This is a genomic window from Streptomyces sp. NBC_00086 (assembly GCF_026343255.1).
GTDB lineage: Bacteria > Actinomycetota > Actinomycetes > Streptomycetales > Streptomycetaceae > Streptomyces.
Genome location: NZ_JAPELZ010000001.1, coordinates 5,237,429 through 5,252,570, shown reverse-complemented (window position 1 = coordinate 5,252,570; position 15,142 = coordinate 5,237,429). Strand labels below are relative to the sequence as shown.

15 protein-coding genes, 1 tRNA gene and 1 pseudogene are annotated in these 15,142 nt (G+C 70.0%); 5 read left to right on the top strand and 12 right to left on the bottom strand.

The annotated features are described in order from the left end of the window. Positions 1 to 58 precede the first annotated feature (58 nt). The 5 genes and pseudogenes from OG276_RS23590 to OG276_RS23570 form a co-directional block, all read right to left on the bottom strand. Positions 59 to 1,318: pseudogene (locus OG276_RS23590) on the bottom strand (DUF445 domain-containing protein); the annotation flags it as partial. A 263-nt stretch (positions 1,319 to 1,581) separates the two neighbouring features. Further along, positions 1,582 to 2,352, bottom strand: a complete 771-nt coding sequence (locus OG276_RS23585) for a DUF1707 domain-containing protein (RefSeq protein WP_266908470.1) — start codon at positions 2,350 to 2,352, stop codon at positions 1,582 to 1,584. An 88-nt stretch (positions 2,353 to 2,440) separates the two neighbouring features. Further along, positions 2,441 to 3,424, bottom strand: coding sequence for an ATP-binding cassette domain-containing protein (locus tag OG276_RS23580; RefSeq protein WP_266908468.1), 984 nt, complete (start codon positions 3,422 to 3,424; stop codon positions 2,441 to 2,443). Positions 3,425 to 3,427: 3 nt separating this feature from the next. Further along, entirely contained in the window at positions 3,428 to 4,294 is an 867-nt protein-coding gene (locus OG276_RS23575; RefSeq protein WP_266913056.1) for an ABC transporter permease, read from the bottom strand. 25 nt (positions 4,295 to 4,319) lie between these two features. Further along, positions 4,320 to 5,135 carry an ABC-2 family transporter protein gene (locus OG276_RS23570; protein WP_266908466.1) on the bottom strand — a complete coding sequence of 272 codons (816 nt, stop codon included), beginning with the start codon at positions 5,133 to 5,135 and terminating at the stop codon, positions 4,320 to 4,322. Between the two features lie 198 nt (positions 5,136 to 5,333). Between OG276_RS23570 and OG276_RS23565 the strand changes: the two genes are divergently transcribed. Continuing rightward, positions 5,334 to 7,796, top strand: coding sequence for a transglycosylase domain-containing protein (locus tag OG276_RS23565; RefSeq protein WP_266908464.1), 2,463 nt, complete (start codon positions 5,334 to 5,336; stop codon positions 7,794 to 7,796). Between the two features lie 15 nt (positions 7,797 to 7,811). Here OG276_RS23565 and OG276_RS23560 read toward each other — a convergent pair whose 3' ends face one another. From OG276_RS23560 to OG276_RS23550, 3 genes are all read right to left on the bottom strand, one after another. Continuing rightward, complete coding sequence (locus OG276_RS23560; RefSeq protein WP_030026576.1) at positions 7,812 to 8,132, bottom strand: multidrug efflux SMR transporter; 321 nt, start codon at positions 8,130 to 8,132, stop codon at positions 7,812 to 7,814. 180 nt (positions 8,133 to 8,312) lie between these two features. Beyond that, on the bottom strand, positions 8,313 to 8,657 hold the full coding sequence (locus OG276_RS23555; protein ID WP_243337241.1) for a co-chaperone GroES: 345 nt from the start codon (positions 8,655 to 8,657) through the stop codon (positions 8,313 to 8,315). Between the two features lie 46 nt (positions 8,658 to 8,703). After that, positions 8,704 to 9,072 (bottom strand): DUF3618 domain-containing protein, encoded by a 369-nt coding sequence (locus OG276_RS23550; protein WP_266908462.1) that lies wholly within the window; start codon positions 9,070 to 9,072, stop codon positions 8,704 to 8,706. 64 nt (positions 9,073 to 9,136) lie between these two features. On the opposite strand from OG276_RS23550, the gene bcp reads away from it, so the two are divergent. From bcp to OG276_RS23535, 3 genes are all read left to right on the top strand, one after another. Next, positions 9,137 to 9,604, top strand: coding sequence for a thioredoxin-dependent thiol peroxidase (gene bcp, locus OG276_RS23545; protein WP_243337246.1), 468 nt, complete (start codon positions 9,137 to 9,139; stop codon positions 9,602 to 9,604). A gap of 144 nt (positions 9,605 to 9,748) precedes the next feature. After that, entirely contained in the window at positions 9,749 to 10,771 is a 1,023-nt protein-coding gene (locus tag OG276_RS23540; protein ID WP_266908459.1) for an HNH endonuclease, read from the top strand. Positions 10,772 to 10,813: 42 nt separating this feature from the next. Continuing rightward, positions 10,814 to 10,897, top strand: a tRNA-Leu gene (locus tag OG276_RS23535). A gap of 57 nt (positions 10,898 to 10,954) precedes the next feature. Here OG276_RS23535 and rdgB read toward each other — a convergent pair. From rdgB to OG276_RS23515, 4 genes are all read right to left on the bottom strand, one after another. Continuing rightward, on the bottom strand, positions 10,955 to 11,572 hold the full coding sequence (gene rdgB / locus OG276_RS23530; RefSeq protein ID WP_266908457.1) for an RdgB/HAM1 family non-canonical purine NTP pyrophosphatase: 618 nt from the start codon (positions 11,570 to 11,572) through the stop codon (positions 10,955 to 10,957). Between the two features lie 43 nt (positions 11,573 to 11,615). Next, complete coding sequence (locus OG276_RS23525) at positions 11,616 to 12,002, bottom strand: hypothetical protein (protein WP_266908455.1); 387 nt, start codon at positions 12,000 to 12,002, stop codon at positions 11,616 to 11,618. Between the two features lie 123 nt (positions 12,003 to 12,125). Further along, positions 12,126 to 12,857: a ribonuclease PH gene (gene rph / locus OG276_RS23520; RefSeq protein WP_250741140.1), complete on the bottom strand. Its 732-nt coding sequence runs from the start codon at positions 12,855 to 12,857 to the stop codon at positions 12,126 to 12,128. 117 nt (positions 12,858 to 12,974) lie between these two features. Further along, a complete protein-coding gene (locus OG276_RS23515) occupies positions 12,975 to 13,322 on the bottom strand; it encodes a PTS glucose/sucrose transporter subunit IIB (RefSeq protein ID WP_323182363.1) in 348 nt (115 codons plus the stop codon). Positions 13,323 to 13,496: 174 nt separating this feature from the next. On the opposite strand from OG276_RS23515, the gene OG276_RS23510 reads away from it, so the two are divergent. Beyond that, positions 13,497 to 14,798, top strand: coding sequence for a PTS transporter subunit EIIC (locus OG276_RS23510; protein WP_266908451.1), 1,302 nt, complete (start codon positions 13,497 to 13,499; stop codon positions 14,796 to 14,798). The last annotated feature ends 344 nt before the right edge of the window (positions 14,799 to 15,142 follow it).

Genomic DNA, 15,142 nt, shown 5'->3' with positions numbered 1-15,142 from the left:
GCCACCGGCATCATGGCCGCCGCGTCCTGGGCCGTCGCCGACCGCGGCTGACCCGCCGCTACCCGCCCACCGCCCGCGACAGCGTGTAGATCAGGAGGCCCGCCAAAGCGCCGACCACCGTGCCGTTGATGCGGATGAACTGGAGGTCGCGGCCGATGTGGGCCTCGATCTTGCGCGAGGTGTGCTCCGCGTCCCAGCCCGCCACCGTGTCCGTGATCAGCGAGGTGATCTCCGTGCGGTACGTGGTGACCACGTAGACCACCGCGCCCTCGATCCAGCCCTCCACCTTGTCCTGGAGGCGACCGTCCGTGGCCAGCCTGGCGCCCAGGGACATCAGCGAGGAACGGACCCGCAGGCGCAGCGCGCTCCGCTCGTCTTCCGCCGCCGAGATGATCATCGAGCGGACCGCCGTCCAGGTGGAGGCGATCACGTCCTGGATCTCCTCGCGCTGCAAGATCTCCGACTTCAGGCGCTCCACCCGCGCCCGCGTCTCCGTGTCCGACTGGAGGTCCGCCGCGAAGTCCGCGAGGAAGCGGTCCACCGCCCCGCGCGCCGGGTGCTCCGGCATGTCCCGCATCTCCTGGACGAAGCGGAGCAGTTCCTTGTAGACGCGGTCGCCGATCTTGCGGTCCACGAACCTCGGGGTCCAGCCGGGCGCCCCGCCCTGCACCGCCGCCTCCACCGACTCGGCGTGGGTGACCAGCCAGTCGTACGCCCGCGCGCACACCAGGTCCACGACCCGGCGGTGGCCGCCGTCCGCGACGACCTTCTCCAGCGTCTTGCCGATCCCCGGCGCGATCTCCGCCGTCTCGGCCCGCCGCGTGATCGCCTCGCCCACGACGGCCTGTACATCGGAGTCCCGCAGGACCGTCAGCGCCCCGCGCAGGGCGGTGGCCAGCTCCGCCGTGACCCGGTCGGCGTGTGCGGGCTCGGCCAGCCAGGCGCCGAGCCGGCCGCCGATGCCGAGGGCGTGCAGCCTCGTACGCACCACGTCGGCGGAGAGGAAGTTCTCCCCGACGAACTCGCCGAGCGAGACGCCGAGCTGGTCCTTCTTCGTCGGGATGATCGCGGTGTGCGGGATGGGCAGGCCGAGCGGCCGCCGGAACAGGGCGGTGACGGCGAACCAGTCCGCGAGCGCGCCGACCATGCCGGCCTCGGCCCCGGCCGCGACGTACCCGGCCCAGCCGCCCGCGCCCGCGTGCTCCGCCCACTTCGCCGCCACGTAGATCAGCGCGACCAGGACCAGCAGGCCGGTGGCGGTCCGCTTCATCCGGCGGACGCCGCGCCGGCGCTCCTCGTCCGCCTCGCTGAACACGAAGCCGCCCCGTGCGGCGGCTCCGGTCGATGCGGATGGTGACGATGGTGACGGTGGTGACGATTCCGTCGCCGTAGCCGTCGTGCTGCCCTGCTCCACGTGCTCCTGCCTTCCCCCGGGCGACGGTTTCGTCCGCAAAGCGTCCGACTCCATAGCATCCGACTCCCGGGGCGCCCGGGGAGTTCCCGGCGCGCCGTACTGATCCCCCGGGCTGTGGACCGCAGCCCCGTGACCGCGTCGCCCTACAGCTCCTTCTACAGCTCCCCCTACAGCTCCTTGCGCGGCTTCTGCTTCGAGACCGCCCGCTGCTTCGGCGGCTTCACCTTCACCTCGACCCCGCCCCAGAAGGCGAGGCCCGTCACGACCACCCGCGGAGCCCCCGGCTCCACCGGGCCGGGGCTGTCGGTCTGGTCGAAGCCGCCCATCACGCCGATGCCCCGTACGTCGAGCTCGACGCCCGGCGGCACGATGATCTGGATGCCGCCCATGATGGCGACGCAGTTGATCACCACCTCCCGCTCCGCGAAGTTCGCCTCGCGCAGGTCCAGCTCGCCGCCGCCCCAGAACGCCACCGCGTGGAACCGGGCGGGCACGGTCCAGTTGCCCTTGCGCTGGAAGCCCGACATGACCGCCACCGCCATGGCGGGGCCGCCCGCCGCCCCGCCGCCGCCCACGATCCGGGTCGGCCAGGCGGCCTGCGACCCCGCCGGCACCGCCTTCGTCAGCCCGACCGGAGTCAGCGGGGCGGCCGCGATCGGAGCCGTCGCGCCGGGCGCGGGCAGATCCCGCGTCAGCGGTTCGAGCTCGGCGTACGTACGGGACCGGTAGGCCGCGTCCAGCCGCTCCTCGAACTCGTCCATGTCGAGCCGGCCCTCGGCGACGGCGTCCCGCAGCCGGTCCACGACCCGCTCCCGGTCGGCGTCCGAAGCCCGCAGCTCCGGCAGCGGCGCCGACGACGGCCCCGACGACTCCGCGGACGAAGGCTCCTCGGACCGCGACTTCTCGGGCAACGACTTCTCAGGCCGCTCGTCACTCATGCGGACCAGCCTATGCAGTCACCCCGGAGAGCGGTACGGCCCGAACCCCGCTCCTCCTCAGGGTTGTCCCTGATTTACCCCCCGCCCCCTACCCCCGCCCCGCGTACATCCGCGCGATCACGTCCTCGATGTCCGGCTCCCGCACCGACAGGTCCAGCAGCGGATACTCCGCCGCCACCGCCGCCACCAGAGGAGCCGCCGAAGCACGCGCCGGGAACGCCAGCCACTGCCGGGCGCCCTCCACCTTCACCACCCGCGCCCCCGCCACCTCGATCGGCGGAAGCTCCCGCTCCAGGTCCACCACCAGCGTCCGCTCGCTCGCCGCCGCACCGTCCGCGCCGCCCGCCGTGTGCAGCCCGCCCAGCGAGCCGTCGTACACCAGCCGTCCGTGGTCGATCACCATCACCCGCTCGCACAGCTGCTCGATGTCCTGCAGATCGTGCGTGGTCAGCAGCACCGTCGTGCCGAGCTCCTCGTTCAGCTGCCGCAGGAAGCCCCGTACGCTCGCCTTGCTCACCACGTCCAGCCCGATCGTCGGCTCGTCCAGGTACAGCACGTCGGGGTCGTGCAGCAGCGCCGCCGCGATGTCCCCGCGCATCCGCTGCCCCAGCGACAGCTGCCGTACGGGTACGTCGAGCAGTTCGGCGAGGTCGAGCCGGTCCACGCAGCGCTCCATGTTCTGCGCGAACCGCGCCGGCGGGATCCGGTACATCCGCCGCATCAGCGCGTACGAGTCCTTCAGCGGCAGGTCCCACCACAGCGTCGTGCGCTGCCCGAACACCACGCCGATCCGGTGCGCCAGGCGCATCCGCTCCCGCGCCGGGTCGATGCCGGCGACCCGCAGCCGGCCGCCGCTCGGCGTGAGGATGCCGGTCAGCATCTTGATCGTGGTCGACTTGCCGGCGCCGTTGGGCCCGATGTAGCCGACCATCTCGCCCCGGGCCACCTCGAAGCTGATCCCGTCCACGGCCCTGACCTGCCGCTTCTCCCGGCGCACCAGGCCCACCCGGCGCCGTACGTCGAAGACCTTCTCGACCTCGTGCAGTGAAATCAGCGCATCCGAATCCGGCATCGACTAGCTCCCCGTACTGCGGTACGAACGGACCCCCGCGCGCCAGGCCAGCGACGCGGGAAGGAACACCACGAAGGCCACCAGCGGGCTCGCGTACGCCACCCACCCCGGCAGCCCCAGCGGATCGGGCCGGCCCAGCACGTACAGCGCGGGCAGCCAGTTGACGAAGGCGAGCGGCACGATGAAGGTCACCCCGCGCAGCAGGTCCTTCGCGAAGACGGTCGGCGGGTACTGGAGCATGGTGCAGCCGCCGTAGGTGAAGCTGTTCTGCACCTCCGCGGCGTCCCCGGCGAGGAACTGGAAGGCCGCCCCGGCCACCATCACCGCGCCGAAGATCGCCGCCCCGGCCGTGATCATCACGGGCACCATCAGCACCTTCCCGACCGTCCAGTGCAGCTGGTCCAGCTCGGATACGGCCCACCCCAGCACCGCGATCCCCTGCGCGATCCGCCCCAGTCGGCGCAGCGCGAAGCGGTCCGCCGCGACCTGGGCGAGCACCGGGACCGGGCGGACCAGCATGGTGTCCAGGGAGCCGTCACGGATCCGGGAGCCGATCCGGTCGGTGTTGCCGAGCAGCAGGTCGGCCAGGCCCAGCGAGGCCGAGCAGGACCCGTACAGCAGGGCGATCTCGGGCAGTGAGAAGCCGCCCAGCTCGTCGACGTGCGAGAACATGATCATGATCGCGACGAAGTCCAGCAGCGTGATGGCCGCGTTGCCGAAGGTCGAGAGGAAGAAGGACGTGCGGTACGTCATCGTCGACCGGATCCACATCGCGGCGATCAGCCCGTAGCCGCGCAGCCCCTCCAGGACCCGGCTGCGCCGCGGGACCAGGAGCCCGGGATCCACCGCCCGTCCGGCCGGTGAAGCCACCCCGGACCCGCCCTCCACCACGCGCTCAGCCACCCTGGACCACCACCTTCCGCGTCGCCGCCGCCTGCACCAGCCGGCCCAGCCCGAGCAGCACCACCGCCCACGCGGCCTGGAAACCCAGCGCCCCGGCCGTACGCCCGGCCCCGCCGCCCCCGCCGAGCAGCACGTCCACCGGCACCTGCAGCATCGCCGCCCACGGCAGGACGCGCACGAACTCCCCGAAGCCGCCCGGAAACACGGTCAGCGGCAGCAGCATCCCGGAGAAGAAGATGGAGACGACCGTGGCCATCATGTTGATCCCGGCCCCGTCCATCAGCCAGAAGGCCGCCAGCCCCAGCAGGTAGCGCAGGGCGAAGCTCACCACCAGCCCGAGGAACACGGACACCAGAAAGAGCAGCCAGCGCAGCGGAGCGGTGGGCAGCGCCAGTTGGAAGGCGAGCCCGCCGATCACCAGCGGCACTACGCCACGGCCCAGGAGTTGAAACCCCGCCCGCCCCAGATCACCCGCGAGCCACCACGCCTGGAGATCGGCCGGACGGTACAGGTCGACGGCGATGTCACCCGTACGGACGCGCTCTTGGAACTCCTCCTGGAAGCCGCCGCCGATCAGCGCCCCCGCGGCGAGGAGCGCCTGACTGACCCACATGAACGTCAGGGCCTCGGACTGGTCGTAGCCGCCGAGACCGGGCCGCTCGTCCCAGAGGGCGATGTACGTGTAGGCCAGGATGAAACCGAACACGGTGTTGGTGAACACCCCCGCCGCGGTGGCCGTCCCGTACGTGGCGTACCGGCGAAAGCCCCCGGCCGCGACCGCCCCGTAGAGCCCGGCTCGCCCGGCCATCGGCTGGCGCACCTCATCCCCTCCGTTTCCCGGATCGATGCTGCGTCGTTCCTACGTCGGCCAAAGCGCGCGAGCTTAGTGCGGAGGGGCGATCCACGCGAACGAATTACGCCCGTCCGGAGCGGAACCGGCGGCCATCGGGTAGACAGCATGAGGTACAGATGTGGATATTTCGTACGGCGCCGAGGAGTCCCGGAGATGAGCGACCCGTCACCACCGCCCGGATGGACGCCTCGCGACCCCGACACCCCCGACGGGCAGCAGGCCACCGGCGCCGGAGCGGCCCCGCAACCCGGACCACCACCCACGGCCAAGGACACGAAGAAGGCACACAAACAGCAAGCCAGAGCGGCCAGGAAGGCCAAGCGCAAGCGCACCGGCTGGCGCCGCCTCCTCCCCACCTGGCGCATGCTCCTGGGCGCGTTCCTGCTCTTCGCCCTGCTCATCTGCGGCGCCCTCGTGGCCGGCTACCTGCTGGTCCACATCCCGCCCGCCAACGCGGCAGCCACGGCACAGTCCAACGTCTACCTCTACACCGACGGCACCCAGCTCGCCCGGGACGGCGAGGTCAACCGCGTCAACGTGCCGCTCTCCCAGATCCCCCTCACCGTCCAGGAAGCCGTACTCGCCGCCGAGGACCGCGACTTCCACTCCGAACGGGCGGTGGACCCCGCCGCGATGCTGCGCGCCGCCTGGAACACCGCGACCGGCAAGGGCACCCAGTCCGGATCGACCATCACCCAGCAGTACGTCAAGAACTACTACCTGGGCCAGGAACAGACGATCAAGCGGAAGGTGAAGGAGTTCTTCATCGCGATCAAGCTCGGTCGTGAGAAGTCGAAGAACTACATCCTCGAGGGGTACCTGAACACCAGCTACTTCGGCCGCAACGCCTACGGCATCCAGGCCGCCTCCCAGGCCTACTACGGCAAGGACGTCGGCAAGCTCACCACCACCGAGGGCGCCTACCTCGCCACCCTCCTCAACTCCCCCAGTGCCTTCGACGTCGTCGCCCACCCCCAGAGCCGCGGCCGCGCCCTCGCCCGCTGGAACTACGTGCTCGACGGCATGGTCAAGAAGGGCTGGATGACCCCCGCCGAACGCGCCGCCGCCCAGTTCCCCGAGCCCGGCAAGGTCCGCCCGGCCGCCGGCCTCTCCGGACAGCGCGGTTACCTCGTCGAGGCCATCAAGGAGTACATCGCCGCGAACAAGATCCTCGACGACAAGACCCTCGCCGAGGGCGGCTACCGCATCACCACGACCATCGACAAGACCCGCCAGACCGCCATGGTCGACGCCGTCAACGACAAGATGGTCAGCAAGCTCGACCCCGGTCAGCGCAAGGCCGACCGCGTCGTGCGCACCGGAGCCGTCTCCATCGACCCGGGCACCGGCAAGGTCGTCGCCATGTACGGCGGCATCGACTACACCAAGCAGTTCGTCAACAACGCCACCCGGCACGACTACCAAGTGGCCTCCACCTTCAAGCCGTTCGTCTTCGCCTCCGCCGTGCAGAACGACTCGCACACCCAGGACGGCCGCACGATCACCCCGTACACGATCTACAACGGCGACAACAAGCGGCGCGTCGTCGGCACCCGCATCCCCTACGCGCCGGAGAACGAGGGGCAGGTCAGCTACGGGAACATCACCGTCAACACCGCCACCGACCTCTCCGTCAACACCGTCTTCGCCCAGATGGTCGTCGACGTCGGCACCGACAAGGTCAAGCAGACCGCCATCGCCCTCGGCATCCCCGAGAACACCCCGAACTTCGACCCGGGACCGGCCATGGCGCTGGGCACCATGCAGGCCAGCGTCCTGGACATGACCCAGGCCTACGCGACCCTCGCCGCCCACGGCCGCCGCACCCCGCACACCTTCGTCGAGAAGATCACCAAGGGGGGCGACACCATCGCGCTCCCGGCACGCGACCCCGCCCAGGCGGTCAGCCGCGAAGCCGCCGACACCACCACGTCCATGCTGGTCAGCGTCGTGGACAACGGCACCGGCACCGCCGCGCTCGCCGCCGGCCACCCGGCCGCCGGCAAGACGGGCACCGCCGAACTGGACCGCTCGGCCTGGTTCGCGGCGTACACCCCGAACCTGGTCACCGTCGTGTCGATGATGGGCCAGGACCCGGACACCGGCTCCCTGGAATCCCTCTACGGAGCCCTGGGCGAGGCCCGCATCGGGGGCGGCGGCTACCCGGCCCGGATCTGGGCCCAGTACACGAGGACGGCCCTGGCGGACAGCGACCCCGTGGAGTTCGACCTGGAACTCATGCCGGGCGCGAACCAGCCCCCTGTGCCCCCGCCCGTGAACACGGACCCGACCCCCTCCCAGGAGGAAACCCCGGGCGACCGCCCCACCGGCCGGCCGGGCCGCCCGACCCGGACCCCGTCGACGGGCGGGCAGACGAACGGGGGCCAGACGACGGGCGGACAGAACACGGGAGGCCAGACGAACGGGGGTCAGACGAACGGGGGCCAGACCACGGGCGGCCAAACCACCGGGGGCCAGACCACCGGGGGGCAAACCACGGGCGGCCAGACCACCGGAGGCGAAACCACCGGAGGCGAGACCGACGGCGGCGCCACGACGGGCACCCAAGGCGGCGCCACCGAGGGCCTGCGCCCACCGGCGGACCTACTGGAGTAGCTCCCCGGTCACCCCTCAGTGACCGGAGGTCGCCTTCAGCCCCACCACGGCGACCAGCAGCAGACAGATGAAGAAGATCCGGGCGGCGGTGACGGGCTCACCCAGCACCGCCATACCGAGCACCGCCGCCCCGGCCGCACCGATGCCGACCCAGACGCCGTACGCCGTACCGATCGGCAGGGTCTTGGCGGCGTACGACAGCAGCACCATGCTCGCCACGATGCCGGCACCGGTGAACACGCTCGGCCACAGCCGCGTGAACCCCTCGGTGAACTTCATACCGATCGACCAGCCGACTTCGAGCAGACCGGCGAGAAGAAGCAGAACCCAGGCCATGACAGGCACCTCCGGAACGAGAGCGGAACGGGGTGCGTCGTCTTGTCATGCAGCCACTGGCCACTGGCCAAGGGCGACCCGGTACGGCGCGTCTCGTCGGGGGTTCCCCACCACCGTAGCAAAACCGAACGAAAAGGGCCGGTGACGAGGGTCACCGGCCCTTTCCCACATCTCTGGGGGCTAGAGATAGAGCCCCGTGGAGTCTTCCGACCCCTCCAGCCGCTCGGCGGCCACGGCGTGCAGGTCCCGCTCCCGCATCAGCAGGTACGTCGCCCCGCGCACCTCCACCTCGGCCCGCTCCTCGGGGTCGTACAGCACCCGGTCCCCCGGCTCGACGGTCCGTACGTTCTGCCCGACCGCGACCACCTCGGCCCAGGCCAGCCGCTTGCCCACCGCGGCCGTCGCCGGAATCAGGATGCCGCCGCCCGAGCGGCGCTCACCCTCCGGCGAATCGGATTTCACGAGCACGCGGTCGTGCAGCATGCGGATGGGCAGCTTGTCGTGGGTGGTGGTGTTCTCGCTCACGCCCCGAACCTACCCGTCCACACCCGCCCCGCACCCCCCAGGGTCATCAGCGCTTTCGTCGCGCCGACATCACCAGCAGGCCGACGACACCGGCCGCGAGCAGCGCGACCGGCACGATCCGCTCGACGCGCGGGGCGCCGTCGTCGTGGCGCAGTCCGTCGCGGGCGTCGGTGACGAGGCGGTTCACGGTCGCCACCGCACGGCCGACGACGTGGTCGACGTTGCTGACCATCTTCGCCTTGGCGTCCCCGACGATCGTCTTGGGGTGCATGCGCACCCCGATCTCGTCGAGCGCCTCGGCGAGCTGCTCGCGGCGGCGGACGATGTCCGCCTCGATCTGTGCGGGGGTCCTGGCTTCCGGCACCGCGCTGCCTCCGTCGTCGTGGTCGGTCCCTCGGCGGGTGTAGCCCACCATGAACAGTCTGTCAGCAGCTTAGTCTCGACACCGTACCGATCCCCTCTTGAGGAGACTGTTGAGAATGAGCGAGCGACTTGAGCCGGGCGACATCGCCCCCGCCTTCACCCTGCCCGACGCGGACGGCAACGAGATCTCGCTCGCCGACCACAAGGGCCGCAAAGTCATCGTGTACTTCTACCCGACCGCCCTGACGCCGGGCTGCACCAAGCAGGCCTGCGACTTCACGGACAACCTGGCCGTCCTGGCCACGGCCGGCTACGACGTCATCGGCGTCTCCCCGGACAAGCCGGAGAAGCTGGCGAAGTTCCGCGAGCAGGAGCACCTGAAGGTCACCCTGGTCAGCGACCCGGAGAAGGAGACCCTGACGGCGTACGGCGCGTACGGCGAGAAGAAGCTGTACGGCAAGACCGTCACCGGGGTCATCCGCTCCACGGTGATCGTCGACGAGGAGGGCAAGGTCGAACGCGCCCTCTACAACGTCAAGGCCACGGGCCACGTAGCCAAGATCATCAAGGACCTGGGCATCTGACACGCCCCCTGCTTCCGGAACGGCCCGCACCCCACAAACGGTGCGGGCCGCGCTGCTTGTCGGACGAATCCAGCCGTAACTGTCCGACTATCGGTCCGTTGCTCCGTACGAGGCTGCGAACGCGCGGCCGAACCGGAGGGGACCATGGCCGACCCGTACGACCGAGACACACTGACCGCCGCCGTCGCCGACTCGAAGGGCTGGGCCGACCTGATGCGGCGACTCCACCTCAAGGAGAGCGGCGGGCAGCGCCGCATGCTCCAAGAGAGAGTCGCCCTCTTCGGGATCGATAGCAGCCACTTCACGAAGCGCAGCCCGTGGCGCAAGTACCCGGACGAGGCGATAGCAGCGGCCGCCGCGTCATCCAGCACACTGCGCGAGGTGGCCCTCAAGCTCGGCATACGCCCTGCCACCGGCGCCCTGTCGCACATCGTCCGACGCATGACGGCAGCGGGCATCGACACGAGCCACTTCGTAGGCATGAGGCGTGAGGTGATCGAGCTGCCGTTCACCTCCACAGAGATCGCCGAAGCGGCTGCCGTCGCTGACAGCACCCGCGGGACGGCTCGCGCACTGGGCATCGCCGACGACAGCCGGTCCCGATCCGTTCTCGGGAGAATGCTCCGGGCCTACGGCATCGACACCACACATTTCCGCAACTCCCGGCTGACCATTCCCGAGGAACTCCTGCGCTCCGCCACGCCGAAGGCGGACAGCTACGCGGACCTCATGCGCACCCTCGGTCTCGAAGTCAACGACGTCAATCACCGCAGGGTACGCCGACGCGTCGCCCAACTCGGGCTCGACGTCGATCACTTCAAGCGGCGCCCCTGGGCGTCCGGCATAGTGGTGACACCGAGAGCCGTCGCACCCGACACCCTCAACGTCCTCCCAGAGGGGTCCGCCCGGCTCAACCGACCCCGCCTCCACCGCGCACTCCAGGAGGTCGGAGTTCCGTGCACCTGCGCGAACTGCGGGAACCCTGGCGAATGGCTAGGGCAGCCGATCACGCTCCACATCGACCACATCAACGGGGACTGGCGCGACAACCGGCGCGAAAACCTCCGCTACCTGTGCCCCAACTGCCATGCGCTGACCGACACCTGGTGCCGCGGGGGCCGTGGCCGCAATGCTGTCGCCCGCCGGAGCCAGGCAGTCGTACACTAGCCGCAGCCGGCCAAGCCTGATGCCCGAATTGACCGGTTAGTCGCGGTCGTGGTGGAATTGGCCTACACGCAACTTTTAGGTAGTTGTGGGAGAAATCCCTTGAGGGTTCGAGTCCCTCCGACCGCACCTACACGAAGGCCCCTACGCAGCCGCGTAGGGGCCTTCGGCGTTGTCCGGGCGGCGTCAGCCCAGCAGTTCCCTGACCACCGGGACCAGGGCGCGGAAGGCCTGGCCTCGGTGGGAGATGGCGTTCTTTTCCGACGGGGTGAGTTCCGCGCAGGTGCGGGACTCGCCCAGGGGCTGGAGGATCGGGTCGTAGCCGAAGCCGCCCGTGCCCGACGGGGTGTGGCGCAGGGTGCCCAGGAGGCGGCCTTCGACCACGCGCTCCGTGCCGTCGGGGAGGGCGAGGGCGGCCGCGCAGAAGAAGTGGGCGCCGCGGTGGGCGTCGTCGATGTCGCCGAGTTGGGCCAGGAGGAGCGCCAGGTTGGCGGCATCGTCGCCGTGGGAGCCGGCCCAGCGGGCCGAGAAGATGCCCGGGGCGCCGTTCAGGACGTCCACGCAGAGGCCCGAGTCGTCCGCGACGGCCGGCAGGCCGGTGGCCTGGGCCAGGGCGTGGGCCTTGAGGAGGGCGTTCTCGGCGAAGGTGACGCCGGTTTCCTTGACGTCCGGGATCTCCGGGTACGCGTCCGCGCCGACCAGCTCGTGCGGCAGGCCGGCGGCGGACAGGATGGCGTGGAGCTCCGTGACCTTGCCCGCGTTGCGCGTGGCGAGGATCAGGCGGCTGGGCTGCGTGGAGGTCATACGGCCATTATCCGGGCCGCCCGCCGGCCTCCGGGACGCGGGCTCAGCCCGGGGTGCAGACCTTCGAGATTTCCTTCGCCGCGTCCGCGACCGGCGTGACGTCGGGGGTCGTGGTGCCGCTCTCGATGGAGGTGCGGACGTTCTGGACGGCCGTGTTCATCGAGGAAATGGCCTTGCTCAGGTCGGCGTTGTCCGTCTGGTCGCCGACCTTCTTCAGGTTGGCCTCGATCGCGTTGAGCGCGTTCTGGGCGTCCTGCGGGCTGTTGCCGGCCTGCGAGACGGCCTGCTGGAGGTCGTTGGCGCCGTCCGTGATGGCGACCGCCGTGCTCGCGCAGTCCATCGCGGTCGAGATCGCGTCGCAGGAGGTGATCGCGGGTATGGCGAGCGCTGCCGTCAGAGCGATGGCTGCCAGGCGGTGCTTCGACTTCACTTCGGCCCCCAGGAGGATGGTGCGGATGCACAACATGCAGGTACGTGGACGGGCGCACGGCTTCGACGCCGTGCACCCGTACCCCGAGAGACGCACGGACGGGCCGCGCGGTTGCCAGTAGTCCTAGAGCGTGAGCTCCAGGGCGCCGAGCTGGAGGGCTTCCAGGTCGGCGCAGCCGCCGGCGGCCAGATCGAGGAGGGCGTTGAGTTCCTTGCGGTCGAAGGGCTCGCCCTCGGCCGTGCCCTGGACCTCGACGAAGCGGCCGTCGCCGGTGCAGACCACGTTCATGTCCGTCTCGGCGCGCACGTCTTCCTCGTAGCAGAGGTCGAGGAGCGGGACGCCGTCGACGATGCCGACGCTGACGGCCGCGACGGTGCCGGTCAGGGGCTTGCGGCCGGCCTTGATGAGCTTCTTGCCCTGGCCCCAGGAGATGGCGTCGGCCAGGGCCACGTAGGCGCCGGTGATGGCCGCGGTGCGGGTGCCGCCGTCGGCCTGGAGGACGTCGCAGTCCAGGACGATGGTGTTCTCGCCGAGGGCCTTGTAGTCGATGACGGCGCGCAGCGAGCGGCCGATCAGGCGGGAGATCTCGTGGGTGCGGCCGCCGATCTTGCCGCGTACGGATTCGCGGTCGCCGCGGGTGTTCGTGGCGCGGGGCAGCATCGAGTACTCGGAGGTGACCCAGCCTTCGCCGCTGCCCTTGCGCCAGCGCGGGACGCCTTCGCTGAAGGAGGCGGTGCAGAAGACCTTGGTGTCTCCGAAGGAGACGAGGACGGAGCCCTCTGCGTGCTTGCTCCATCCGCGCTCGATGGTGACCGGGCGGAGCTGTTCGGGCGTACGGCCGTCGATGCGAGACATGGCACCGAGCCTAGCCGGTGCACGGGAACGAGAAGACCCCGTCCGGGTGCGTCCGGTCGGGGTCCTGTCGTACGTACGGGTGCGCGCGGGGCGCGCGCGGGAGCCGGTGGGCTCAGCTCACATCATGTCTTCGATGTCGGCGGCGATCGGGTCGGCGTCGGTGCCGATGACGACCTGGATCGCGGTGCCCATCTTGACGACGCCGTGGGCGCCGGCGGCCTTCAGTGCGGCCTCGTCGACCTTGCTCGGGTCGATGACCTCGGTGCGCAGGCGGGTGATGCAGCCCTCGACCTCTTCGATGTTCTCGATGCCGCCGAGCCCGGCGACGATCTTCTCAGCCTTGGTGGCCATGTGTTTCTCCCTGAGTTCTACGAAGAACGAGTCCGACTGACATCCGGCGTCCGGCGCCTGTGGGTACGCCTGCCGCCCGACCGACCGACCAACCAAGGCGGTCCGCTTCGTCACGGTAGCCCACGATTGGCCCAGCTACGCGGGCACATGCCCGGTATCTGCCGAATGATGACGATCAGCACCAACCTGCCCTGAGGCGGGTGAAATGCGATCGCAACACGAGTGGTCTACACCAGTGTGCCGCAAGTGTCGCGACTGCCAAAAACGGGCCGGTCAGGGAGGACGCGGATGAGCGCGAGCAGCGCCGCAGCAGTGCCACAGCCGAAGTGGTGGAACGGCTTGTTCCAAGGGCTGCAGAAGATGGGCCGGAGCCTTCAGCTGCCGATCGCCGTACTGCCGGCGGCCGGCATCCTGAATCGGTTCGGCCAGGACGACTTCCTCGGCAAGGACGGCCTGGGCTGGACGACCGTCGCCAAGGTCATGGCCGCCGCGGGCGGCGCCCTGCTCAACGCCGACCTCGGCCTGCCCCTGCTCTTCTGCATCGGCGTCGCGATCGGCATGGCCAAGAAGGCGGACGGTTCGACCGCGCTCGCGGCGGTGGTCGGCTTCCTCGTCTACCGCAGCGTGCTGCGCGTCTTCCCCAAGGACTGCCCGACGGGGACGAAGGACATCGGCGGTGGCTGCCTGGGGCCCGACCAGACCTTCGCCGAGTACACCTTCCAGAACCCGGGGGTGTTCGGCGGCATCGTCATGGGCCTGCTGGCCGCCTGGTTCTGGCAGCGCTTCCACCGCGTCAAGCTGGTGGACTGGCTCGGCTTCTTCAACGGCCGCCGCCTGGTCCCGATCATCATGACCTTCGTGGCGATCGCCTTCGCCGTCCTCTGTCTGTTGATCTGGCCGCCGATCGGCGACGCGCTGGAGAGCTTCTCGGACTGGCTGATCAGCCTGGGGTCGTTGGGCGCCGGCATCTTCGGCGTCGCGAACCGCGCGCTGCTGGTGATCGGCCTGCACCAGTTCCTGAACGTGCCGGTGTGGTTCCAGTTCGGCAGCTACACCAAGCCGGACGGGCAGACGGTCCACGGTGACATCCCGATGTTCCTGGCGGGAGACCCGAACGCCGGCCAGTTCCTCACGGGCTTCTTCCCGATCATGATGTTCGCCCTCCCGGCGGCGGCGCTGGCGATCACACACTGCGCGAAGCCTGCCCGGCGCAAGGAGGTCGGCGGTCTGATGCTGTCGGTGGGCCTGACCTCCTTCGTCACCGGCATCACGGAGCCGCTGGAGTACTCGTTCCTCTTCCTGGCGCCGATGCTGTACGCGGTGCACGCCGTGCTCACGGGTGTGTCGATGGCGGTGACCTGGGCGTTCGGGGTCAAGGACGGCTTCAGCTTCTCGGCCGGCCTGATCGACTACGGCATCAACTGGAGCCTGGCGACGAAGCCCTGGCTGATCATTCCGATCGGCCTCTGCTTCGCGGTCGTCTACTACGGCATCTTCCGCTTCGCGATCACCAAGTGGGACATCAAGACGCCCGGCCGGGAGTCGGACGAGGAGATCGCGGTGATGCAGGCGGAGAACACCAAGGCGTGAGCCCCGCAGGGACTTCCGGCCCTTGCGCGGCGCGGTCCGGAAGGGGTCCGGAGCACCCCTGAACCCCGGCGAAGGTCCCGCCCGGACCCGCTGAGGGCCCCTCCCGGGGACTCTCGAACGTCCTCTCGGGGGCCACCGAAAGCCCCCCGGGGCGATGCCATAAGCCCTGGTCAGAACAGCCACATACGAGACGAAGGCCTCCGGACCCACAGGGTCCGGAGGCCTTTGCCATGTATGTCCCGGTGTGTCTTCCACCACGGAATTGGTGGGTTCCTTACGCGGACCTCACCGTGCTACAACTGGTCTACACCACTGAGTGGTGTAGACCACGTAGGCCTTTCGGC